Raw genomic sequence first — 22,754 nt, forward strand, 5'->3', positions numbered from 1 at the left:
CCGCGATGACGTTCGATGCCAGAAATCCACGCGCGCGCATCCTCGGCACAGGCCGCTCCCTGCCGCTCGCCGTCCCGACGAGCGAGGCGCAGGCGGGCGCGCCGCCGGCGGACGGCGCGGCGGGCGACCCGGGCGCGAGCGACGAGCGGCGCCGCGTCGCGCCCGGCGAGCGGACGAGCGACCTGGCGGCGCGGGCGGCGAAGGCGGCCCTCGAGGCGGCCGGCGTCGGGCCGCGGGATCTCGAGATGATCATCCTCGCCACCTCGAGCGGCGACGCGCCGATGCCGGCGACCGCGGTGTACGTGCAGCAGAAGCTCGGCGCCGAGCACATCCCGTCGTTCGACCTCTCCGCGTCGCTGACGGGCTTCCTCTACGGGCTGTCGGTGGCGAACCAGTTCGTGACGGCGGGGACGATGAAGCACGTGCTCGTCATCGGCGCGGACCTGCTCTCCCGCCGCCTGGATCCGCGGGACAGGGCCTCGGCCCAGCTGTTCGGCGACGGCGCCGGCGCGGTGGTGATCGGGCCGGCGACCGGCGACGGGCGCGGGATCCTGAGCGTCGGCTTGCGCGCCGACGGGAAGAGGGCCGATGTGCTCCAGGTGCCCGGCGGAGGATCCGCGGAGCCGCTCACGGTGGAGCGGCTGGCCGACCGGCGGCAGTACCTGCGCGTGAAGCAGCCCGAGCTGCGGCAGGCCGCGGAGGAGCACCTCGGGGCCCACGCCCTCTCGGCGATCACGGCCGCCGGGCTTGCGCCCGCGGACGTCGACTGGGTGATCCCGCACCACGCCGACCCGCACCTCGTCGCCCTCCTCGCCGAGCGCCTCGGGTGCCCGCCCGAGCGCGTCCTCGGCGCGGTCGACGGCGCCAGCGCGGCCGGGACCTGCGCGGGCTCGGTGGCCATGGCGCTCGACGAGGCGCTCCGCGATGGCCGGATCCTGCCCGGAAATCACGTGCTGCTGTGTGCGCTCGGCGGCGGCCTCACGTGGGGCAGCGCCGTGCTCCGCGTCTGAGTCGACGAGGGCCGCGGTCTCTGGCGGCGCGCGGCCCGGCCGGCACACGGCCCTCGAGGGAGCCCGCGCGCTGCGCTCGGTGGTAGTGGGGGGATTCCCCGCGCCACCGAGCGACGAGCGCGACGGTGGACTTGTCGCCGTGCGCTCCCCATCGTGCAGGAGAACCCATGAACGACGCTCCTCTCTACAAAGATGCCAAGCAGCCCGTGGGAAAGCGGGTGGAAGACCTCCTGCGTCGGATGACCCTGGACGAGAAGGTGGGGCAGCTCATGCAGCTCGACGCCCAGGGAGATCTGGAGGACGCGATCGGGCGGATGAAGGTCGGCAGCCTCCTGCACTGCAACGGGAAGGACGCTGACACCGCGATCCGGCGTGCGCTGGACACCCGCCTTGGCATTCCGGTGCTGATGGCCGACGACGGGATCCATGGCCATTCCTTCTGGGCGGGCGCCACGATCTTCCCCACGCAGCTCGCCATGGCCTGCAGCTGGGATACGGGGCTCCTGGAGCAGGTCGCGCGGGTGACCGCCGCCGAGATGCGGGCCACGGGCCTCAAGTGGACGTTCTCTCCCGTCCTGTGCCTCACACGCGATCTCCGCTGGGGCAGGGTGGGGGAGACCTTCGGCGAGGATCCCTATCTGATCGGCGAGCTCGCCTGCGCGATGATCAAGGGCTATCAGGGCAAGGGCCTGGACGATCCGGACGCGGTGCTGGCGACCGCCAAGCACTACGCGGGGTACTCGGAGACGCTGGGCGGCCGTGACGCCTCGGAGGCGAACATCTCGCGACGCTACCTGCGCTCGTATTTCCTGCCGCCCTTCGAGCGGGCCGCGAGGAGCGGCTGCATGGCCTTCATGACTGGATATCAGTCCATGGACGGGATCCCGGCCACCGCAAACCGCTGGCTCCTGACGGAGGTCCTCAAGGAGGAGTGGGGGTTCGAGGGGATCGTCGTGACCGACTGGAACAACGTGGGCAATCTCGTGCTCGATCAGAAGGTCTGCAAGGACATGGCCGAGGCGGCCGCGGTGGCGGTCCGGAGCGGAAACGACCTGATGATGGCGACACCGCAGTTCTACGAGGGTGCTCAGGAGGCGGTGCGCCGCGGGCTCCTCGCCGAGGCCGAGATCGACGCGGTCGTGCGGCGCGTCCTGTCGCTCAAGTTCTCCCTGGGGCTCTTCGAGGACCCGGGGTACAGCAGCGAGCAGCGCATCCAGGAGATCATCGGGTGTGCGGCCCACCGGGATCTGAACCTGGAGGTCGCGCGGGCGTCTCTCGTGCTGCTCAAGAACGACGGCCTCCTGCCGCTCGCGGAGGCCGCGGCGTCGAGGCCCTTGCGGCGGATCGCGGTGATCGGCCCCAACGCGGACGACACGATCGCCCAGCTGGGCGACTGGTCGCTCGGCTCGGGCCAGATGAGCGGCGGCAACGGGCCGCAGCACCCCCGCTCGAGCATCGTCACGATCGTGGATGGGATACGGGAGCTCGCGCCCCCGGGGTGTGAGGTGGTCTATGCCGCGGGCTGCTCGGTTCTCAGCGAGGACGAGTCCGGCATTCCCGCGGCGGTCGAGCTGGCCCGGGGCGCAGACGCGGTGGTGCTTGTCCTGGGGGACAGGATCGAGCTCATCGGCGAGACGAAGAGCACGGCGACCCTCGAGCTCATGGGCGGACAGAGGGCCCTCTCGGACGCGATCGCCAGTACCTATGTGCCCACGGTCGTTGTCCTCGTCAACAGCAAGCCGCTGGTCCTGCCGCGCTCGGCGCTCGGCGCGGCGGCGATCCTCGAGGCGTTCAACCCGGGGATGATGGGCGGGCGGGCCGTGGCCGAGGCCGTGTTCGGAACGATCAACCCCTCTGGCAAACTGACGATCTCGTTCCCCTACCACGTGGGCCAGCAGCCGATATTCTACAACCAGGCCCGCGGTCAGCACGGGAATCGCTACGCCGACCTCACGCAGGAGCCGGCGTTCGCCTTCGGCTTCGGCCTGAGCTACACGCGCTTCACCTACGGCGATCTGAAGGTCCTGACGCCGAGCGTGGAGCGAGGCGGCACGGCGTCGTTCGAGGTGACGATCACCAACGCAGGCGGGCGCGATGGCGTGGAGATCGCCCAGCTGTACATCGAAGATCTGGTGACGTCGTCCACGTGGGCGCAGAAGGAGCTGAAGGCCTTCCGCCGCGTGAGCCTGGCCGCGGGGGAGGCGCGCAAGGTGCGCTTCGACCTGTCCGTGGCGGAGCTGTCCCTGGTCGACGCGGAGGGGCGCCGCGTGGTGGAGCCGGGGGATTTCCGTGTCCATATCGGCTCGTCGTCCCGGCCGCAGGACCTGCTCGGCGCCGGCTTCGCCGTGGCGTGACGCGACGGCAGAGACACGGGAGAAGAGGACCGCCAGGGCGCGAGGAGCTCCAGGGATCTCGCGCCGGGTCGACCAGGTTCGTCTCTCAACATCGCTTCTGAGGCTCACTGCTGCTCACCCCGCGCGGGTCGAAGCGCGGAGCAGCCCCGCGTCGCCGAGGGGGGCGCATCCGCCGGCGCTCTCGGCTAGTGTGCCGGGCCGTTCATGCAGCCCATCTCCCTGTCCCCCCTGGCCGCGTCGGCGTTGCTCTGGCGAACGGCGAACGGACCCTGTGTGACCGTCGCCGTGAAGGCGACCTTCCAGCTCTCGCCCGACGGCGTCGCCGCGCTGGCCGCGCCGCTGCCGCTCTTCGACGACGTCTTCCACGAGCAGAACGCGGGCCGGAGCCTCTATGTCGCCTCGGATGCCGTGCCCCACAAGCCCCGCGCCGACGTCCTGCTCAGCGGCAGCGCGTACGCCCCGCCCGGCCAGCGCGTGAGCCACCGGTGGGTGCGCCTCGCCGTCTTCGAAGCGCACGCGCACGGGCACGCGCCCGTGATCGACAAGCGGCTCCAGGTCGTGGGCGAGCGGCAGCGCGATCCCGCGACCGGCCAGGCGACGGCGCCGGCCCCATTCTCCAGGCTGCCCGTGCGCTACGAGCTCGCCTTCGGCGGCGCGCGCTGCCCCGAGAACCCTGTCGGAAGGGGGGCCGACCCCGCCGACCTCCGGCTGCCGAGCATCGTCAACCCCGCTGCGCCCGACGCCCCCGACGGCTTCGGGCCCATCTCGAGCGCGTGGCCGCAGCGGCGGCGGGCGCTCGCCGCGTGGGATCCGGCGAAGCTCCAGCTGCCTGTCCCGGAGCTCCCGATCGCCATGGACTGGGGCTACTTCAACGCGGCCCCGCGCGACCAGCAGATACGCTACCTGCGCGGGGACGAGTGGATCCTGCTCGAAGGACTCCACCCCACGGCCGCCCAGGTGCGCTCTCGCCTGCCCGGCGTGACGGCGCGCGTGCTCCTCCGCGCGCCGCGGCTCGCCGACCCCGCCGGCGTCGAGCTCACCGTGCGCTGCGACACGCTCTGGATCGACGCCGACGCGCTCCGGTGCACGCTGACATGGCGCGCGTCCCTGGCCGTCGCCGAGCGCGCCCTGGAGGCCGTCGAGCGCGGCAGGATCCTGGTGACGCTGGCGCCCCTCGACGAGCGCGCGGCGTGGCCTGCGCCCGAGCCCGCCGCCGCGGCCGCGCCGCCGGTCGGCGCGACGACGGCGCCGCTGCCGGAGGGCGTGAGGCCGCCCGCGGCCGCGCGGCTGTCGCTCCCGATTCCCGAGCCGGATCCGTCGGTCGCCCGCGGCATGAGCGCCGAGGAGTGGGCCGCGCGCGGCGCGGGCGCGGAGGCGGCGCGCCCGTCGCTCGACCTGACGCAGACGCGCCCCCTCGACCCCGCCGCCTTCGCCGAGGCCCTCCGCGCGTTCGACCCGGCGCCGCCCGGCGCCGTCGCCGGGGAGGCCTCACAGGCGGGTCCCGGCGCCGGGGAGGCGGCCGGAGGCGCGGGCGCGCCGGCGCCGCCGGTGTCGGGGCAGCCGCTGGTGTCCGTCCAGCCGCCGGTGTCCGTGCAGCCGCCGGTGCTCGTGGACACGCGCGAGTTCAATCTCCAGGACGTGCTGCGCGGCGCGCGCCAGCAGGACGCGCCGTTCCCGATCGCGCCGCCCCGGCCCGCGGAGCAGGCCGAGCCCGCGCGGGCCCCCGCCGAGGTCTCGCTGGAGGCCCTCCGGCAGGCCTTCCCCGCCATGGCCGCGCACATCGCGGCGCACGCCGGCGCGCCGCTGCCCACGGCCACGCTGCCGCTGCCCGAGCCGGAGCCGTCGAAGCCGACCAGCGAAGATCTCGTCGGCTCGCCCGACCTGCCGCCGCCCGCGAGGACGACCGAGCACGTCCCGATCCTGAACACTACCCCGTTCGCCGCCTTCACCATCCCCTGGCAGGCCCGGCCGCCGAGGGACTCGCTCACCGTCGTGGTCAAGGGCACCTTCGACCTCGTGCCCGGGGCGCCGGCGGCGATCGCGGCCGATCAGGATCTCCCCGGCGGCGACGTCCACGTCGACGACGACCCCGCGAAGAGCCTCCGCTACCCGTCCGATTTCGCGATCTTCAAGCCGAGAGCCGACGTCCTGCTGGTTGGGCACGCGCACCGCGCCGGCGACGGCGACGCCACGGCGCTCGTCCGGCTGCGCCTGGGCGACGCGCTCGACCGCTCCGTCGCGGCCGTCGGCCCGCGTCGCTGGGACGCGCTCGGCGCGCCCACCGCGCCCGGGCCGTGGGACCGCATCCCGCTCCGCTTCGAGAGCGCCTTCGGCGGCGCCGGGTTCGGCCCGAACCCCGTCGGGACCGGGTACGGCGCGCAAGCAGGCGGCGCGCTCCCGTCGCTCGAGCTGCCGGATCGGGTGATCCGCTCGGCGGGCGACAGGCCCTCTCCGGCGTGCTTCGCGCCGATCGCGGCGACGTGGAGCGATCGCCTCGAGAAGATCGGGTCCTACGGCGAGCGCTGGAGGAAGACGCGCTGGCCGTTCTTCCCCGACGACTTCGACTGGACCTTCTTCAACGCCGCGCCCGCGGAGCAGCAGATCGCCTATCCCCGGGGGGACGAGCCGTTCGAGCTCTGGTCCGTGCGCCCGGAGGGCGAGGTCGTCCGGGGGCGGCTGCCCGAGCTGCGGGTCCGCGTGTTCAAGCAGGCGACGGAGAAGGCCGGCGGCGGGTTCTCCGAGGTCCCGATGCGGCTCGACACCGTGTGGTTCGACGCCGACGCGCTCCGTCTCGTGCTGGTCTGGCGGGGCCTGCTCGACGTGGCCGACGAGGACGCTTCCGAGATCGCGTCGCTGTTCGTCCTGAGCGAGCCGATGGCGCAGGGCGGGGCGAAGAGCGAGCCGACGGCGAGGCGCGACGCGCGGGCGCGCTTCTTCGCGGAGCTCGCGGCGCGCGAGGCGGCCGAGGCGCCGGCGGCAGGCGAGGAGGGGGCGGCGAACGACGCCACGGCCGAGGAGGGTGAATCGGCCCTCGAGGCGCGCATCGCCGAGGCGCTCGCCCAGGCGCGCGCGCGGCGGCGCACGGCGGCCGGGAGCGGCGCGGCGGCGGTGGGGGCTGCCGCGGCGGAGGCTGCCGCAGCGCCGGCGCAGGCGGAGGAAGGCGACGTGCCCCCGCGAGAAGACGCTGCTCCCAGCGATCCCGTGGCGGCGCCGCCGACCGCCGGCCGCGACGCCATCATCGAGCTTCTTCGCCTCGGCGAGCCGCTCGCCGGCATGGACCTGACCGGCATCGACCTCTCCGGCGCAGACCTCGCCGGGGCCGACCTGGGCGGCGTCATCCTGAAGCGGGCGAACCTCCGGGGCGCCCGCATGGACGGCGCGCGGCTCGTCGAGGCCGTGCTCGCGGAGGCCGACGCCGAGGGCGCGCGCTTCGAGGGAGCCGACCTCACCCGGGCCGACCTCACCGGCGCGAGCCTCAAGGCCGCGCGCTTCGCCGGCGCCGTCCTGGAGCTCGCGGCCGCGGCCGAGGCGCGCTGCGAGGGCGCCGTCTTCGAGGGGGCCCGGGCGCCCGGCGCCAGCTTCGCGGGGGCCACGCTCACGAGGGCCTGCTTCGATCGCGCGGACCTCACCGGCGTCGAGATGATGCAGGCCGCCCTCGACGAGGCGAGCTTCTGCGACGCGACGCTCGATGATGTGAAGATCTATGGTGCTACCGGGGCGCGCGTCACCCTGGACGGGGCCTCGCTCGCCGACCTCCGTGCCGACGACGTGGTCCTCCGGAACGGGTCGTTCCGTCGCGTGCGGGGCCCGGGCTCCGTGTGGGAGGGCGCCGACCTCACCGAGGGGGTCTTCGCGGGCGCGGCGCTCCCGGAGGCGAGCTTCACCCGGGCGACGCTCGACCGGGCCACCTTCGAGGGCGCCGACCTTGTCGACGCCCGCTTCCGCAAGGCGCGGCTCCGCGGCGCGCGCCTGCGCCAGGCGAACCTGATGCGCGCCGCCTTCGACAGCGCCGATCTCGAGGGGGCCGACCTGCGCGGCGCCAACCTGTATCAGGCGGAGACCTGGAAGGCGCGCACGGCCGAACTCCACATCGCGGAGGCCTTCACGGCAGGGACCAAGCTGGAGGAGCGATGAGCGGCACGGATCACACCGCCACGAAAACCTTCAGCTGCGAGGGCGCGACGTGGGCGCCGGCGGGCATGTTCGCGTTCGAGCCGTTATGGGCCGACATCGCGGTGTGATAGACGATCTTCTTCCCCTTCGCGTAGACCTTCGAGCTCGCGCGCTTGAAGGTCACCTGCCCGCGGTTCACGTTCGAGACCATCCCGCCGAGCGTGCCGGCCTCATCGCCCTTGCTGCTCGGCATCTTCGACGCCTCGGTCACGGTCTCCTTCTTCTGGACGAGCACCTTGGAGACGGTCGACTCGCAGCCGTTCAGCGTCCCGATGTTCGGGAACGGCGTCGGCACGGGGGGCGCCGGCGGCGCTGGCACCTTGCACACGTCCGGCATGGCGAAGCACATGCCTCCGGCCTTCGTCGCTGCGGGCATCTTCATCTCGGGATCCCTCCACTTCCACGCTGGCTCATCCGAGCAGCACGCGCTCGCCGTCGATCGATGTCTCCTTCTTCGAGACCATCGATGTCCGCTCGCTGACGAGCTGATACGCCTCGCGGATGAGCGAGCGCGCGCGCCTCGCCCGGGTCTGGAGCAGCCCATCGACGTCGCGGTAAGCGTCCTTTGCCCGCTCGATCAGCCGCTCGGCCTGGATCTCCATCCGGCCGGCGGTGGCGGCGATCTGCGCGGCGGTCGTGGCGATCCGCTCGGCGAGCACGGTCGCCTCGGTCGCGTGGAGCGACGCCCTCTCCGAGGTGACGTCGACCGCCGCCGTGGACACGCGCACGGCCGCCCGCTCGACCACGAGCGCCGGCTCGCCGCCCTCGCCGACCTCGCTCGCCACGCGCCGACCCGCCCTGTGCCGGACGTCGCGCCGCGCGCGGAGCTCCACGTCCGTGGCCGCCTCCACGACGACCTTCCCCCGCGGCGCCGCGAGCGTCAGGTCCCCCGCGGGGGCGGCGACGCGCGCCGCGCCCGTCGCGGCGTCGTACGTCACGGCGACAGCGCCCGACGCGTCCCGGATCGCGATCGTGCTCCCCTCGGCCGACGCCGTGGCCCCCTCGGCCGTGTGGATCACCGGCCCTCGGGCGGCGAGGAGGATGCCTACGATGTAAAAATCTGATGTGGTTGCGTGTTTCGAGACGAGCACCCGGTCGCCGGGGGTGGCCTGGTAGCCGGGCACGGCGAGCCGCGCGCGCGCCGTGGCGCCCTCGACGCCGGGGGCGCCGGGCCGGACGAGGCGCACGACGGCGCGCGCGGCGTCTTCCAGGTCGACGAGGGTGGCCTCGAGCACGCCGCCCGGGGAGGGCTCGTGTTCCAGGGCGACAGCGTCGTTCGCGTTCATCGGGTCTCCGTCCGGAAGTCTTCCGCGCGCGCGCGGTCAGGGTCGGTGTTCTTCATGTCGCGGGTGCGCGCCCCGAGCAGCTCGGCGTCCTCGAGCCTGGCCCGGTGCAGGTCGGCGCCCTCGAGGTTGGCGTTCACGAGGTGAGCGCGCTCGAGGCGCGCGTGCGAGAGATCGGCAAGCGAGAGATCGGCGTTCGCCATCACCGCGTCGCGCAGGTCCGCGCCCGGGAGCCTCGCGGCGCCGAGGCTGGCCTCGCGCAGGTGGGCGCGGCGCAGCACGGCGTCGTTGAGCGCGGCGTCGGAGAGGTCGGCGCGGGAGAGATCGGCGCCGTCGAGGATCGCCCTCCTGAGGTTCGCGGAGGGGGCCTGTAGGCCCGCGAGCTTCGCGCCCTTCAGATCGGCGCCTTCGAGGTTGACCTGAGAGGCCTCCACCGAGGTGAGGTTGGCGCCGCGGAGGTTCGCGCCCGACAGCGTGGCATTCGTCAGGACGCAGCCGCGGAGATCGGCGCCCTCGCCGTTCGCGTCGCAGAGCAGCGATTGTTCGATCACCGCGCCGGCGAGCTGCATGGTGCGGAGATCGGCGCCGGAGAGGTCGGCCGCGAAGAGCCGTGTCCGGCGGAGGTCGGCTCCGGTGATCGAGGCGGTGGACAGGGCGGCTTCCGAGAGATCCGCGTCGGAGAGATCGGCCTCGGTGAGGTCGACGTCGGCGAGCTGCGCCCCGCGGAAGGTGGCGCCGCCGAGCTTCGCGCCGGCGAGGCAGGCGCCGGAGAGGTCGGCGTCCGAGAGGTCGGCGCCCGCGAGGTCGGCGCCGCGCAGGTCGGCCGCGGCGAGATCGGCGCCGGAGAGGTTCACGCCGGCCCACGAGAGGCCGCGGAGAGCCGCCTTGCCGAGGGACACGCCGGCGAGGTCGAGGCCGCGCAGGTCGACGCCCGCGAGGCGGACGCCCTCGAGCGAGCAGCCCTCGAGCTTCGCGCCGGCGAGAGACGCCTCGTCGAGGGTGGCGCCGGCGAGGTTGGCGTTGCGGAGATCGGCGCCGTCGAGGGAGGCGCCGGTGAGGTCCGCCCCGGCGAGCGAGGCGCCGCGGGCCCGCCAGCGCTGTAGTTGGGCGCCCCGGAGCGAGGAGCCGTCGAGGACGAGCCCGTCGCAGCTCACGCCGGAGAGGTCGGCCCGGGCGAGGTCGCACTGGACGAGGCGCGCGCCCTCGAGGGCGGTGCGGCGGAGATCGATCGCGGTGAGCCGGGAGGCGTGGAGCTCGGCGCCCGCGAGGGACGCCGGGGGGCCCGAGGCGGAGAAGTCGAGTCCGGCGGCGGCGGCGCGCAGGAGATCGGCGCCGCCGAGGAGGAGGCCTGTCGTGACGGCGGCGCGGAGATCGACGTCGCGGAGCGAGCCGCCCGTGAGGTCGGCGGAGGAGAGGTCGGCGCCGTCGACGGCGGCGCGGTCGAGGCGGGCGCCCTGGGCGTCGCAGCGCTGGAGGCGCGCGCCGGAGAGGACGGCGTCGAGGAGCTCGGCCTTGTGGAGGCGCGCGGCGCGGAGATCGGCTCTCTCGAGGAGCGCGCCGGAGAGCTTGGCGCCGGTGAGGTCGACCTGGTGGAGGGAGGTGTTGGAGAGGACGGCATCGCGGAGATCGGCGCCTGCGAGGCGGCAGGCCTCGCCGGGAGGGCCGCCGAGGAGGGCGCCGGTGAGGTCGGCGTCGGTGAGGTCGGCGCCCTCGAGGTTCACGTTGCGGAAGATGGCGCCGGAGAGCGTGGCGCCGGCGAGGTTCGCGCCGCGCAGGTCGACGTCCTGCCAGAGGGCCTGCGAGAGATCGGCGCCGCGGAGATCGATGCCGGGGGCGACGGCGCCCGAGATGCGGCTGCCGGCGAGCTCGCCGCGCTCGCTCTGCTGCAAGAGCTCGGCAGGCGTCGGGGCTGGGCCGTGGTTGCGCTCCGCGGGCATGGTTCGGGCGAGGCTAGGCCATCGCGCGGGGGGTGTCACTGAGGTAGCGTGCGCGGTGGCGTGCTCTCGCCGGGGCGTCGGGACATGCCGCTGTGACGGCGCGACAGCGGGGGAGGTGAGGAGAGCGATGATCAGCGTTGCGGTGAAGGTCGAGACGGAGTGCGGCACGTGCCGGATGCCGATGCCGGTCAATACGCTGGCGCACGAGGTCGGTTGTCCGAGCTGCGGTAGGCCGATGGGGGTGAGCGGCGACCTGTGGCAGGCGCTGCTCCGCGACGCGGTTTATGAAGGACCCAAGATGCTCCAGAATGAGGGGCGGCAGGCCTGGGTCCGCAAATTTTCGGCTACATACACGCGCATCAACCCTTGCTGCCGGGGATGCGAGAAGGAGATCCCGTTCGCAAGCATCGTGGAGGTGGGAGACCAGGCGATGCTCCGCTGCGATCGCTGCGCCAAGCAGACGTGGGTACGAACCGTGCCAGCGGAGCTCGCGGGGGCGCTCCCGAACATCACGCACCTGGTAGGTGAAGAGCCAGATCCGCTGGTTGTGACGCAGGCGACTGCGGCCGAGGCCGCGACGTTTCCATGCCCGCAGTGCGGCTCGCCGGTGCCCTTCGACGGCGTGAATCGCGCGTATACGTGCCGGTTCTGCAGTGCGAGCGCGCACGTGCCGGACGACTTCGTCTACAGGGGACGAAGGGGGATAGCAGCCAACTGGTTCCTTTGCTATCACGCGTCTATCACGGATGACGCACCCGCTGCCCAGGCCATCGACGCCGGGCTATTCGATTGGGTTGACCCGCCCGACGCGGCCGTGGACGCGGACGGCAACCTTTATTGCGCGGCCGTCCAGTCGCACTGGGTCCCCGGCGAGGGCGTCTCTGCGAAAGAAGAGCGCGACGATGTGCTCTGGTCCATCGATCCGTCGTTGAATGTTCGCTGGCTTCTGCGCGGCAACCCGCAGGCTGCACGACTCGCGCTCTCGCCGAAGGGGACGCTCCTCGTATCAAGTCAGAGGAAGCTGTCGCGCCCCTGGCTCTCTTCCAGGACCGGTATGCCTATCGAAGGCGAGGACGGCACGGTACAAAGGCTCGATGGCGATCTGCTCGACTGCATGGATCTAGCCTGCGATCGCGATGGCTCCCTCCTGATCCTCAAGGACGACCTTCTTCGCCGGATCGCACCGAGCGGCGCCGAGATGTCGCTGTGGCCTGGAGGCACTGCGCTAAGCGCGCGTCCCGTCGCCGACATGGGCGGGCTCTTGCGTTTTCATTGCGGTGCTGATGGTTCGATCTACTGCATGTATGGTGCCGAGATTGTTCGTGTCGACGCTACCGGGCGTATTCTCTATCGTGTGGATATTCCCACCGAAGGTACCAACGCAAGGTACCGCGTTCTTGGTGTCGACCTCGAGGGATGCGCGTATGTCATTTGCGGTGGGCAGCTCCTGCGGATCGACGCGGCAGGCGAGCGCAGGATCGTTTTGGACGCAAAACGCGACGATCTGCCGCGACCAGAGATGAGCATCGCCGTGTGCCCCGATGGATCGCACTGGCTCTTCGGCAAGAAGGGACGCGCCTGGAAGTTCGGTCCCAGTGGTACATTGCTTTTTGCGAGCGGCAAGGAGAACAGGCCTCGAAAGGTGACACGAGACGAGCTGCTTCAGCAGCAACGAGCGACGAGCGCTGCGAAAGCTGAAACCGAGCTTCAGGAGCAGCTGAGGCTCACACGGCAGCGGAAAGTGGCGGAGGATAAAAGGACGAGTACGATAGCGGTCGTTGGTGCCGCTGTTCTGATTGCAATCTTCGTGCTGTGGGTCGTCGCGATGCGGTGATATGTCCACACCGCGGCCACGATTCTGTTGGGCTGCTCGCGAGGCTCGGAAATAGCTATCAGGAGCGTCGATCGGCTTCTCGCATCAGGTGACAATCATACCAGATCGCTAGCCAAGATCGATACGACCGCCGATGATCGCGATCTTCGACGAGGAGACTCGAACGCTGGTCCCTCCTTGCCCCAGCGTGGCAGATCCAGTGGTGAGTACGCAATTGGATCCTCCTTTTACGATCTTGACCACACCGCTCGTGACGTCGAGGCCGTCTGCACCTTTTCCAACCTTGACGTTGCTCGAGCTTGCGGTCATCCCCGAGCCGCCTCCCTTGATCTCCACGGAGCTCCCACCATTGATCTTGGCATCAGTGTTGGCATCTAGGCGGATGTTAGCTCCCTTCTGTTCGAGATTTGTTGCTGTTTTGATCGTGGTATTGTTTGCGGCTTGGATCTTGAGAGAGCCATTCGATGCGACGGCGGTGTCTCCGGCTGCGCTGATGTTGAGCGACGAAGCCGTTTTGAACCGCATAGGTCCCCCGCTCTGGATCTTGGTAGAACTGCCCGATTTGGATATGAAGGCGCCTGACTTGATGTCGACTTTCGACCCGGCCGTGATGAGCGTGGCCCCGCCAGCGCCAACCGACGCTCTGCCGGGTGACTTGAGCATCGCGACCGCGCCCCCAGCAACGATCGCTTGCCCCTGGGAGGAGACCGTTGCGGATGCGGCGCCACCAACGAAGGCATCGACTTTGCCCATCAGCACGGCTGAGTTGTCCCCGCCACCAAGGAAGAAGGGCGCGCCCATGCCTGGCACCGCCGCCGAGACTCGTGGAACCGCGGCGAATCCGCTAGCCGCTCCGATCATGGTGTTCGCAACCGAGACTTGTGCGGCTTCCATGGCCTTGGCTGCTCTCTTTGTCGCTTTGCTCAGGAGCTCTCTTCCCGCTTTTGCGCTCTCGCGAATTGCTTTGACGCCTCCGCTGACTCCCGTTTCGATATCAACTATAAGCCCAGCTGCTTTCCACTTCTGCTCGTCTTCGGCGAACTGCTTCGCCAGGTCCTCGGATCTCTTCTTTGCATCAGCGTGCGCCTTGGTGGCTGTGGCCGCTGCTGCGTATTCGGGGGTCTCCTTCTCCCATTCCTCCTTCGTCATGGCTCTGACAACGCCGTAATGATCCTTCTTCGGCGGCGGGTTATTCTCTGGATAAGGAGCCTTGGCCTGGGCCGCCGCGAGCACCCGCTTCATGTGCTCCTCTGCGACGACGACTTCCTGGTTCGCCTTTGCCTGCTGTACGGCATTCAGCTTTTTTGGTATGTCGATGGCGGATTTCGCGGCACCTAGAATGTCATCGACGATCTTTTGGTATTTTTCTTCGGTGAGGGCCTTCGAGAACGCCTGAGCGGCAGTCGCGTATTGCGTGATGCTCGACGAGGCGACGACGGACGCGATGTCCGTGAGCGTCGTGGCAACCGACGTCAAGGTGCTGACGCCGGCCGCGCCGACGGCAGTGAACGCCTCCTTGGTGGTCAGTGCAGCGCCCGATTCCGGCGTGTTCGGCGCTCCAAGCTGGAACGTCGCCCCGCCGTACGGCGTCGAGAGCTTGATGCGCTCTTCCCCCTCGTTGTCGTCGATGTTGATCTCGTTGCCGCCGCCGGTCCGGATGACGTTCCTGCGCGCGTTCTTCGCGTCGACGGTGCTCGGCGTCTGCGGGTTCGGCACCGCGCCGGCGATGATCGGCCGGTCCGGGTCGCCGTCGATGAACGTCAGGATCACCTCCACCCCGCTCCGCAGCGGGAAGTGGAACCCGTAGCCCGCGCCGGTGTGGGGCTGGGCCATGCGGATGAGCCTCGATGCCTTGCCGTCCTCGGCGCTGCTGGTGTCGAACAGGAAGCGGACGCGGTAGCGGCCGCTCTCGTCGACCTCGGCGTACTGGCCTTTCTCCGCGGCGTCGATGACGCCGGTGATGACGCCGTGCACCTTCGGCTTCGGCGTCACGCGCGGCGGGCGGTACGTGGTCGCATAGGGGATGGCCCTGAACTCGTTGGCGTAAGCGCGCTCCTCGCCCGTGCCCGCGTTGAGCGTGGCCTGCTGGAGCCGGTGGCGCACCTCGACGAGCAGCAGCTCGATGTCGCCGCGCGGGTGTCCCTCGAGCGTGAGCTTCGCCCCGGCGCCGAGGGGCTGCACGTCGCTGGCGCCCTCGAACACCCGTCGGCCCGCGCGCAGCTCCTCCGCGCGGAGGACCGCGATGCGCTCGCCCTCGTCGGGCGTCTTGAAGTGCGCGCCGTATTCGACGATATCGCCGCCGGACGCCTCCGAGACGGTCGCCGCGGCCATCAGGGGCACGTGCGGTGTGCGGTAATTGTAGTCCTTCACCACGTACCGGTTCGGGACCGTGCGCGTCGTGCCCTCCAGCCGGTAAACGCCGATGCGGTCGCCCCGCGGGTAGAAGTGCGCGCGCCCGTCGCCGGCGACCGGCTGAAAGCCGCTGTTCGTGTCGGAGAAGACCACGACGTCACGGCCGTCGCGGTGCTCGAAAAAGAACGAGATGCCGAGGTGCTCGGCGAGGCGCGAGACGAACTGGAGGTCGGTCTCCTTGTACTGCACGACGTACTCGCGCGGCGGGTACGTCGAGACCAGGCGGAGCTCGAAGTCGTCGCCCTCGTGGAGACCGGCCCGCTCGAGCTTCTTCTTGATGATCTCCGGGACCGAGAGATCCATGAAGATCTCCGACGTCTCCGTGAGCGTCAACCGGAACGCGCGCGGCACGAACGTGAGCGTGTACGCCATGTGCAATGTCTCCGTGTGGAGCGCGTCGCGCACGACGGAGATGACGCCGAAGAGCCGCCGCTCCTCGCGGTCGCCCCTCAGGAACACGAGCGCGGCGGGCTCGGCGAGGAGCGCCTCCTCGTCGAGCCCCTCGGGGCTCTTGCACACGACGTGGAGCTGGAACTCGAACGGCTGCGAGATGACCTCGCGCCCGGTGAGGTCGTGGAGCTCGACCGCGTCGGCCGAGAAAGCGCGCGATTCCAGGCGAGCAGAGAGGATGTCCTTCATGAGCGTCCCTCGGGTGAAGAGACGCTACCATCGCCCGTCGGCGAGCTCTCTTTCAAGCTGCTCGTGCAGCGGAGCACCGCTGCGTCGCCGCGCGACACAGCTCTCGGCAGCCCCTCAGGCCTCCAGCAGCACCTCGCGCGCCTGCCTTCGCGACAGCATCCGGAGCTTGCTCAGGTCGTCCTCCTCGATCTGCCGGACCGCTCGCGACTCACCGAGACCATGCCGCCGATGGTGGCGTAGGGCGTGTCGGCGGCGACCGCCGGCGGCTCCGGCTCGAATTTCAATCCTTACTGAAATGTATTGTACACATCCATCCAGAATTTCAATTTTCTCCGGGTCGTGTATCACCGTCGATGGGGCAACGAGCGCCGGGTGAGGCCTCGGCGCCCGAGGAGGGAAGGACCGATGACGGCGAAGCGGGTGGCGCTGGTGACGGGCGCGAGCACGGGGATCGGCCGGAGCGTGGCGGAGACGCTCGCGAGGAACGGGTATGTGGCCTTCGCGGGCATGCGCGATCCCAACGGCAGGAACCGAGCGGCGCGCGACGAGGTGGCCGGCCTGACGGCCGCGGGGATCCCCATCGAGGCGGTCGCGCTCGACGTGACGGACGACGCCTCCGTGGCCGCGGCGGTCGCGACGGTGGTGGAGAAGACGGGGAAGATCGATGTGCTCCTGAACAACGCGGGCGGCTGTGTGATGGGGCTGGCCGAGTGCAGCAGCGTCGATCAGCTGCGGCGGCTCTTCGAGACGCACGTCTTCGGGACGCAGCGCGTCTGTCGCGCCGTGCTGCCGCACATGCGCCGTCGAAAGACCGGGGTGCTCGCCTTCACGTCCAGCGTCGCCGGGCGCGTCGTCCTACCGACCACGGTGCTCTACTCGGCGGCCAAGGCCGCGATGGAGATGATGGCCGAGGGCTACAAGCGCGAACTCGCGTCCTTCGGGATCGACGTCGTGATCTTGGAGCCGGGAATGGTCCAGACGAAGATCTTCGACAACATGTGGCTTGATGACGACACGGCGCGCGCAGCCGAGTACGGGGCGCTCGGCGGCGTCGCGCGCGCCACGCTCGAGATGGTCAGGACCATGAAGGGACCGTCCCCGGAAGAGCTCGCGGACGTGCTGCTGAGGCTACTGGAGATGCCGCACGGCCAGCGGCCGCTGCGCACGACGTTCGGCGCGGACGCGGCGCTGGTCGACCCGGTGAACGTCGCCGCGGACGAGGTCACGCGGGCGCTGCACGCCCTGTACGGGGCATAAGGCGTAAGACGATGTCCAACCGCTCCGGGGCTGGCGCTGATCCAAGAGAAGACTCTCGCTGCCATTGCAACCAATCGTTGTTGGCGTCGCCGGTGAGGCGAGCGCGTTAGCGCTGCCCTGCGCTCCCCGGCCGTCCGCCGGGCCTCGCTGCCGCCCCTTGGCCCGCGAGGTCCTGCGGCGTGGGCAGGTATTCCAGCGTCACCCAGGTCTCGCTCCCCGCGGCGCGTATCGCCCCGCGGTAGAGGTGGTAATCCACGGCCTCGAACGTGGCCGTGACGGCCTCGGCCGCGGCGCCCGGCTCCGGGGCGAACACGCCCTCGAACCGGAAGCTGCGGTGATCGATCGGGGTCAGCACCCCCTCGATGCGCCGCGGCTCCTCGTGGCTCGCGAGCCGCCGCCCGCCGTCGCCCAGATCCGTGATCCGGCACGGGAGCCGCGGCTCCTCGCGCTCACCGTGGTGGAGCCGGCAGAAGAACTCGCCGACCCTCGTCTGGAACGGCGGTCGCTCTGCCGTGCTGATCCCCGGCGAATCCACGAGCGGCGCCGCGGGGGGCCGGGTCGGGGCGCAGCCCACGAGACCGATGACCGCGAGCCCGGCGAAGGACCAGAGATAAGCGAATTCCGTACGCTCTCGCGGCATCCCGGCTATCGTAGGCGACGCCCGGCCGATGTCGATCCAACACGACCGCAAGCGAACGCGCCACGGTCCCTTCGCGCAGGCGCTCCTCCTCCGCGGCCTGGCCGTCCTTCTCCTCGCGGGGTGCGCCGCGAGCCCGACCAGCACCCCTCGCGGGCCGGACCGCACGGCGATCTTCCGGAGCAAGCCCGCCGCGCAGCGAGGCCACGTGCCCGTCACCGTCACGGCCGACCGCGGCGCGCTGCGCGGCGGCACGGTCTCGCTCGGCGTGCCGTTCCCGCCCGGCGCGCTCCTCGACGCCGCCCATCTCCGCGTCTTCGACGCCGCCGGGGCCGAGGTGAGCCGCCGCGCCGTGTCGCTCGCGACCTGGCCGGCGGACGGCTCGCAGCGCGCCGTGCTGGTGGCCTGGCGCGCCTCCCTGGACGACGGCGCGTCGGCGACCTTCACGCTGGAGTACGGCGCGCAGGGCCGCGAGGAGCCCGGCGCGCTCGCGCCCACCCCGGACGGCCCCGCGGTCGCCCGGCTGCCGCCGTCCTGGTACTCCCGGAGCCGCGTGATCGGCTACCAGCTGCCCGCGACCGAGAACACGGCGTTCAAGGTCTGGGAAGAAAAGTCAGAGCGCTACCTCGCCGAGATGACGCCCGCCTGGCAGGCCTATGGCATCGGCTGCGGCGCGACGGCCCTGGAGCGCACCTATTACGACGCGCCGCACGCGCTGTTCCAGCGCTTCATCCACCACGGCACCGCCGGCGCGTACCGGCGCGCGCGCGAGGAGTCGACCTGGTACCGCGGGAACGAGCTCCGCTGGTTCGCGGGCGGCGAGGTCGCCCTCTACGCGTGCGCCGATCGATGGGACCCGGCGACGCCGATGGCCTGGCAGCACCTGCGCAACATGCTCGGCCAGGGGATGCTCGACGACTACCTGCTCACGGGCGATCCAGCGGCGCTCCGCGCGCTCCGCGGGCTGGGCGAGGCGTACCTTCGGAACCTGCCCGCCCTGATGGCGGGGGACACACCCCACATCCGGGCCACGGAGCGCAACCTCGCGTGGACCTTGATGGGACTCACCAGCTACTACGCCGCCGAGCCGCGCCCCGACGTGCGCGAGGCGCTCGTCGCGCTGATCGGCACGGCGCTCGACTGGCAGCGCGCGAGCCGGAGCGGCGCCTTCGAGCACGACATCCATGCTCCAGATCCCGGCGAGTGCGGGGACGGCCCTCACGGGGGCTCGCCGTTCATGACGTCGCTTGTCGTCGACGGCCTGATGGACGCATGGCTGCTCCTCCGCGACCCGCGTATCCCCGAGATCGTGGTCAGGGCCGCGGCGTGGTACCGCGATCACGCGATCAACCGCGACGGCGTCGCCTTCCAGTACCTCTGGGGCTGCAAGGACGTGGCATACCAGAGCAGCGCGTGGGCGACGCTCAACCTGCTCATCTCCCACGTCTTCGGCGCCGCTTACCTGGTCTCGGGCGACACCTCGTGGCTCGACTTCGGCGACCGCATGGCCCGCCACGGCATCGAGCACCTCTACGCCGGCCGTCCGAAGAACTGGACCCAGGGGACGCGCGGCTTCCTGAAGTACATGGGTTACCGCGCCGAGGGGCGCGCTCCCTGAGAGCGGCGTTCACCCGCCGCGGAGTCGGGTCATCCCGGAGCCATCGGAGCCCTCCATGTTGAACGTCCTTCTCCGCCTCTCCCCGCTGCGCCCCGCCGTCCGCCTCGAGACCGTCGAGCGGCGCGACTTCACCGAGCCGCGCCTGCGCGAGCTCCACGCCCTCTCGAACGCGCTCATGGCCGAGGACTTCGGGCACTTCTGCGTCCACGCGAGGACCAACGATGTCGTGCACGTCTTCCGCCGCGCCGACACCGGGGCGATCGTCGGCTTCCAGTTCTGGAAGACCGCGCCGCTCGCCTTGCCCCGCAGCCGGGCCATCGTCGGCGGGAAGCTCAGGATCTCGCCGGACTTCCGGACCCGCGGGCTGCACCTCGTCTCCGGCCTCCTGTTCTTGACCGAGACGAAGCGCCGCGCCCCGCGGACCCGCCTCTACCGGCTCTCGATCGCCAGCCTCTTCGGGTTCGTCTCCATCACCGAGGCGCTCGCGCGCTACGAGCTCTTCGATCCGAAGCGCCGGGGCGCCGCGGAGGACGAGGCCGTGCGCGAGGCGTTCCTGAAGCTCGCCAGGGAGAGCAACTACCATGTCGACGACGAGACCGGGCTCTTCCGCGTCAACATCTTCATGACCGAGGAGACGGTGAGCCGGTATCCGCCGCGCTACTTCGAGCGCCCTGCCGCGCGGCGCTACGCCGCGGCCAACCCCGGCTTCCGCACGAACGGGTGCTACGCCGGCTTCTGGTTCCGCTTCACCAACGAGAACCTCCTGGCCATGACCCGCGCCGTCATGCGGAGGCTCTTCCGCCGGGACGCCAAGCGTTGAGCAACGGGGGGCCTTCGGCGAACGATCTCGTGGGCGCCTTGTCGAGCGCCGGGATGACGTCAGCCGGGCGGCGACCTCGGTGCTCGAGCGCGATCAGCGGTCGAGCTTGGAGCGCATGCCCCCGCCGAAGCTGACCGTCCACGCCTCCTCGGAGCGGTATGGGTTCCAGAACACCCGCACCGGCTGGTGGAATGGGTAGCCCTCGTCCAGCACGAAGGTCGGCGTCTCGTCGTTGAGGTTTTCGGTGAGCCAGAGCCCGTCCCGCTGCGTCGTCATGTACATACGGTCCGGGTTTCTCGGGTCGATGGCGCACGACTCGACGCGGTATCGGTCGCTGATGCGCTGCCATGTCGCGCCGCGATCCCTGGTCCGGTACAGCCCCCCGTAGAAGCGCTCGTCATGGCTGAAGACCGCGGTGTACCAGGTGCTCTGGGTCGTGTCGTTCGGATCGATGACGATGTCCTTGGTCCAGTAGTGCATCTCGGGCGAGGAACGGTCCTCCCACGCCGAGGCTCCAGGCTGGAGGAGGAACACGCCGGACCGATCGGTGAACGTCCGGGTGTTGCCGGGCTGATGACCAGAGTAGGTGGCCACGATGCTTCCGTCCCTCAGCACATGGACGTTGTAGGGGTGACCCTGCGTGCGCGGCGGGGCGGGGAGCGCGGCGGGCGCCGCCTCCGGCGCGCTCAGATCGAGGTGATGGATCCCCCCCGTCAGGCTGTTGACCGCGCTCGCGTAGAGCTGGTCCGGATCGCTCGGATCGAGCGCCAGCCAGACGACGGGACGGCCGAGATCGGCGAAGAGCGACCATGTGGCGCCCTTGTCGGTGGACACCATGATCCCCCCTCTGGCCGGGCGGCTCGGCGTGCCGTCGAGGCGCGCGTCGCGCAGGTAGGGGCTCTGGTAGATGTCATGAACGCTCCCGGTCGCGGCGTAGAGCGCCCCCGTGTACGGATGCCGGACCACGTGATAGGTGGTGTTCAGGGACAGGCCGTTCGCGCCGTCGCGAGACCAGGACTCGCCGCCATCCTCGCTGAAGGCGCTGCGGATGTCCGTGAGCGACGCGAACATCGTGTCCTCGTCGTAGAACGTCAGCCACCAGCCCGACGTCTGCTCGATGCCGCTCGTGCGGTAGACGCCGGATTGAGGCGTGTCTGCTCCCCTCGGGTTCTCATCGGCTGGTTTCACGTAGGCCTGCTGAAAGGTCCTGCCCCCATCCTCGCTGACGTGGACGAAGCCGAGATCCGTGAGGGCCACGCGGTCGGGGTTCGTGGGCGACACCGAGAGGCCGAGCGCGTACTCGCCGAACTCCCAGTCCATGTCTCCTTCGAACCCGCTCCATCCGGTGTCGATGTTGGCGTTGTGCTCGGTGCGGAACGCGTGTTGCCAGGTCTCTCCGCCGTTCACCGTGCGGAGGACGATGGGGGAGAGCTTGTCGCGATCGCCGCCGGCGACGTACGCGACCCGGGCGTCGTCGTCGGGCATCGCCACGAAGGCGAGCTTGTCGCTCGGTCCGAGCCCGGACGTCGCGGCTTCCCAGCGCGTCCCGCCGAGCTTCAGCCGGTAGAGGCCGGCGTACGCGTCCACCTCCCCGCCGGTCGTGTTCGCGGTGACGAGGGCGTTGCCTTCGCTGTCCATCGCGGAGAACGTGACCGCGAGGAAGGTCGTCCTCTTGCCGTGCCCGGAGCCGGCGAACGAGACGATCTTCTCGCCCGCCGGTATGCCGCCGATCGACGTGTCGACGGCGAAGGTGCCTCCGTTGTCGCGCGAGACGAGCAGTCCGTCGCTCGTACCAACATAGATGTCGCGCCCATCCCAGTAAACGCCGCCGACCAGGAGGCCGCCCGGCCAGGTCGTCGCATGAACCGAGCGGAAGGTGCGGCCGCCGTCGCGCGAGAAGTAGAGCTCCGTGGAATCCGAGAAGAGCAGCCGCCGCGTGCCCCGCCGGTCGACGAACAGGTAGTGGCCGTCTCCAGGCCGCCCGGGCGTCGTGATCTCGGCGTCCCAGGTGGCCCCCCCGTCGGTGCTCTTGGCCAGCGTGGCCACGTCCTGGATGCCGTTCGTGGACAGCCTGTAGCTCACCCCATAGAGGACGTCAGGATCGGCGGTGAAGCGAAATTGTGAGAGGACGCCGCCCTGGAGCTTCTGAAAGTGCAGGGTCGTCCAGCTCCTGCCGAAATCCCTCGTGCGATAGACGCCCTTCATGTCGCTGGCCATGAAGATTTCGCGGCCGTCGTGCGGGTTGATGGACGGCGAATAGAGCGCGCCCCCGCCGCCCACACCCCGTGATTGCCAACGGCGGCGCGCGCTCCAGGACCCGTGCTTCTCCACATGCGCGTGCGCCCTGCTCGTGCCCGCGGCGAGGCGGTCATTCGACGCCCTCGTCGCCTCGCCGGTCGCGGCCTCCTCCGCGCAGCCTCCCGCGAGCAGCGCGATACCAAGGGCCAGCGATCCCGCCGTGGCCCTGAAGTTGATCGTGAACCCAGCGTGATTCGTCATGTATGCTCCCTCACGCTTGGAATATCAGACGCTCAAGCGCCTGTGTGCGGCGCTTTGGCGATCGGCTCCTCGTTTGCGTGATCCGGTCACGCGGTAGGACAACCGTCGACCCCACGGCATGTTCGCGTAGGTGAAGGTCGGATGGGATGACGTGGCGTCCTTGTCGCACCGCGAACGGGAGGCGAGGTAGACGTCGGTGTCGTCGCAAGAGTGGTCCGAAGCTTCGTCGACCCGATCTTCGCGCTCATGTACGAGATTGGCCATCCGGTGAGAGAATCCCC

General features: G+C 70.6%; 13 protein-coding genes. 7 read left to right on the forward strand and 6 right to left on the reverse strand.

Going from position 1 to position 22,754, the window contains the following annotated elements; genetic code table 11:
- Window positions 1-5 precede the first annotated feature (5 nt).
- From WME95_RS14590 to WME95_RS14600, 3 genes are all read left to right on the forward strand, one after another.
- Window positions 6-1,010: a beta-ketoacyl-ACP synthase 3 gene (locus WME95_RS14590; protein ID WP_437908986.1), complete on the forward strand. Its 1,005-nt coding sequence runs from the start codon at window positions 6-8 to the stop codon at window positions 1,008-1,010.
- A 167-nt stretch (window positions 1,011-1,177) separates the two neighbouring features.
- A complete protein-coding gene (locus WME95_RS14595; RefSeq protein WP_437908987.1) occupies window positions 1,178-3,364 on the forward strand; it encodes a glycoside hydrolase family 3 N-terminal domain-containing protein in 2,187 nt (728 codons plus the stop codon).
- Between the two features lie 273 nt (window positions 3,365-3,637).
- Entirely contained in the window at window positions 3,638-7,498 is a 3,861-nt protein-coding gene (locus tag WME95_RS14600; RefSeq protein WP_437908988.1) for a DUF2169 domain-containing protein, read from the forward strand.
- Between the two features lie 10 nt (window positions 7,499-7,508).
- On the opposite strand, the gene WME95_RS14605 is transcribed toward WME95_RS14600, so the two are convergent.
- The 3 genes from WME95_RS14605 to WME95_RS14615 are packed head-to-tail and all read right to left on the reverse strand — an operon-like array spanning window position 7,509 to window position 10,757.
- Window positions 7,509-7,919 carry a PAAR-like domain-containing protein gene (locus tag WME95_RS14605; RefSeq protein WP_437908989.1) on the reverse strand — a complete coding sequence of 137 codons (411 nt, stop codon included), beginning with the start codon at window positions 7,917-7,919 and terminating at the stop codon, window positions 7,509-7,511.
- Window positions 7,920-7,947: 28 nt separating this feature from the next.
- The gene (locus WME95_RS14610) at window positions 7,948-8,823 is read right to left on the reverse strand and encodes a DUF3540 domain-containing protein (protein WP_437908990.1); all 876 of its coding nucleotides are present in this window, start codon (window positions 8,821-8,823) and stop codon (window positions 7,948-7,950) included.
- Window positions 8,820-10,757 carry a pentapeptide repeat-containing protein gene (locus WME95_RS14615; RefSeq protein WP_437908991.1) on the reverse strand — a complete coding sequence of 646 codons (1,938 nt, stop codon included), beginning with the start codon at window positions 10,755-10,757 and terminating at the stop codon, window positions 8,820-8,822. Before WME95_RS14615 ends, WME95_RS14610 begins: the two co-directional genes overlap by 4 nt.
- A gap of 127 nt (window positions 10,758-10,884) precedes the next feature.
- Between WME95_RS14615 and WME95_RS14620 the strand changes: the two genes are divergently transcribed.
- The gene (locus tag WME95_RS14620; RefSeq protein WP_437908992.1) at window positions 10,885-12,591 is read left to right on the forward strand and encodes a hypothetical protein; all 1,707 of its coding nucleotides are present in this window, start codon (window positions 10,885-10,887) and stop codon (window positions 12,589-12,591) included.
- Between the two features lie 108 nt (window positions 12,592-12,699).
- On the opposite strand, the gene WME95_RS14625 is transcribed toward WME95_RS14620, so the two are convergent.
- The gene (locus WME95_RS14625; RefSeq protein ID WP_437908993.1) at window positions 12,700-15,642 is read right to left on the reverse strand and encodes a type VI secretion system Vgr family protein; all 2,943 of its coding nucleotides are present in this window, start codon (window positions 15,640-15,642) and stop codon (window positions 12,700-12,702) included.
- A gap of 405 nt (window positions 15,643-16,047) precedes the next feature.
- On the opposite strand from WME95_RS14625, the gene WME95_RS14630 reads away from it, so the two are divergent.
- Entirely contained in the window at window positions 16,048-16,899 is an 852-nt protein-coding gene (locus WME95_RS14630) for an SDR family NAD(P)-dependent oxidoreductase (protein WP_437908994.1), read from the forward strand.
- Between the two features lie 106 nt (window positions 16,900-17,005).
- On the opposite strand, the gene WME95_RS14635 is transcribed toward WME95_RS14630, so the two are convergent.
- On the reverse strand, window positions 17,006-17,539 hold the full coding sequence (locus tag WME95_RS14635; protein WP_437908995.1) for a hypothetical protein: 534 nt from the start codon (window positions 17,537-17,539) through the stop codon (window positions 17,006-17,008).
- Between the two features lie 28 nt (window positions 17,540-17,567).
- Here WME95_RS14635 and WME95_RS14640 point away from each other — a divergent pair, with 28 nt between their 5' ends.
- Both WME95_RS14640 and WME95_RS14645 read left to right on the forward strand, forming a co-directional pair.
- A complete protein-coding gene (locus WME95_RS14640; RefSeq protein ID WP_437908996.1) occupies window positions 17,568-19,154 on the forward strand; it encodes a hypothetical protein in 1,587 nt (528 codons plus the stop codon).
- Between the two features lie 55 nt (window positions 19,155-19,209).
- Window positions 19,210-19,974, forward strand: a complete 765-nt coding sequence (locus WME95_RS14645) for a hypothetical protein (RefSeq protein WP_437908997.1) — start codon at window positions 19,210-19,212, stop codon at window positions 19,972-19,974.
- A gap of 93 nt (window positions 19,975-20,067) precedes the next feature.
- On the opposite strand, the gene WME95_RS14650 is transcribed toward WME95_RS14645, so the two are convergent.
- Entirely contained in the window at window positions 20,068-22,473 is a 2,406-nt protein-coding gene (locus WME95_RS14650; RefSeq protein ID WP_437908998.1) for a hypothetical protein, read from the reverse strand.
- Window positions 22,474-22,754 lie beyond the last annotated feature (281 nt).

The organism is Sorangium sp. So ce327 (genome assembly GCF_051530205.1).
Lineage (GTDB): Bacteria > Myxococcota_A > Polyangia > Polyangiales > Polyangiaceae > Sorangium > Sorangium cellulosum_B.

Coding starts and splice junctions, on each gene's coding strand:
- WME95_RS14590 (WP_437908986.1), top strand. CDS start 6: ATGACGTTCGATGCCAGAAATCCACGCGCGCGCATCCTCGGCACAGGC.
- WME95_RS14595 (WP_437908987.1), top strand. CDS start 1,178: ATGAACGACGCTCCTCTCTACAAAGATGCCAAGCAGCCCGTGGGAAAG.
- WME95_RS14605 (WP_437908989.1), bottom strand. CDS start 7,919: ATGAAGATGCCCGCAGCGACGAAGGCCGGAGGCATGTGCTTCGCCATG.
- WME95_RS14610 (WP_437908990.1), bottom strand. CDS start 8,823: ATGAACGCGAACGACGCTGTCGCCCTGGAACACGAGCCCTCCCCGGGC.
- WME95_RS14615 (WP_437908991.1), bottom strand. CDS start 10,757: ATGCCCGCGGAGCGCAACCACGGCCCAGCCCCGACGCCTGCCGAGCTC.
- WME95_RS14620 (WP_437908992.1), top strand. CDS start 10,885: ATGATCAGCGTTGCGGTGAAGGTCGAGACGGAGTGCGGCACGTGCCGG.
- WME95_RS14625 (WP_437908993.1), bottom strand. CDS start 15,642: ATGAAGGACATCCTCTCTGCTCGCCTGGAATCGCGCGCTTTCTCGGCC.
- WME95_RS14630 (WP_437908994.1), top strand. CDS start 16,048: ATGACGGCGAAGCGGGTGGCGCTGGTGACGGGCGCGAGCACGGGGATC.
- WME95_RS14635 (WP_437908995.1), bottom strand. CDS start 17,539: ATGCCGCGAGAGCGTACGGAATTCGCTTATCTCTGGTCCTTCGCCGGG.
- WME95_RS14640 (WP_437908996.1), top strand. CDS start 17,568: ATGTCGATCCAACACGACCGCAAGCGAACGCGCCACGGTCCCTTCGCG.
- WME95_RS14645 (WP_437908997.1), top strand. CDS start 19,210: ATGTTGAACGTCCTTCTCCGCCTCTCCCCGCTGCGCCCCGCCGTCCGC.
- WME95_RS14650 (WP_437908998.1), bottom strand. CDS start 22,473: ATGACGAATCACGCTGGGTTCACGATCAACTTCAGGGCCACGGCGGGA.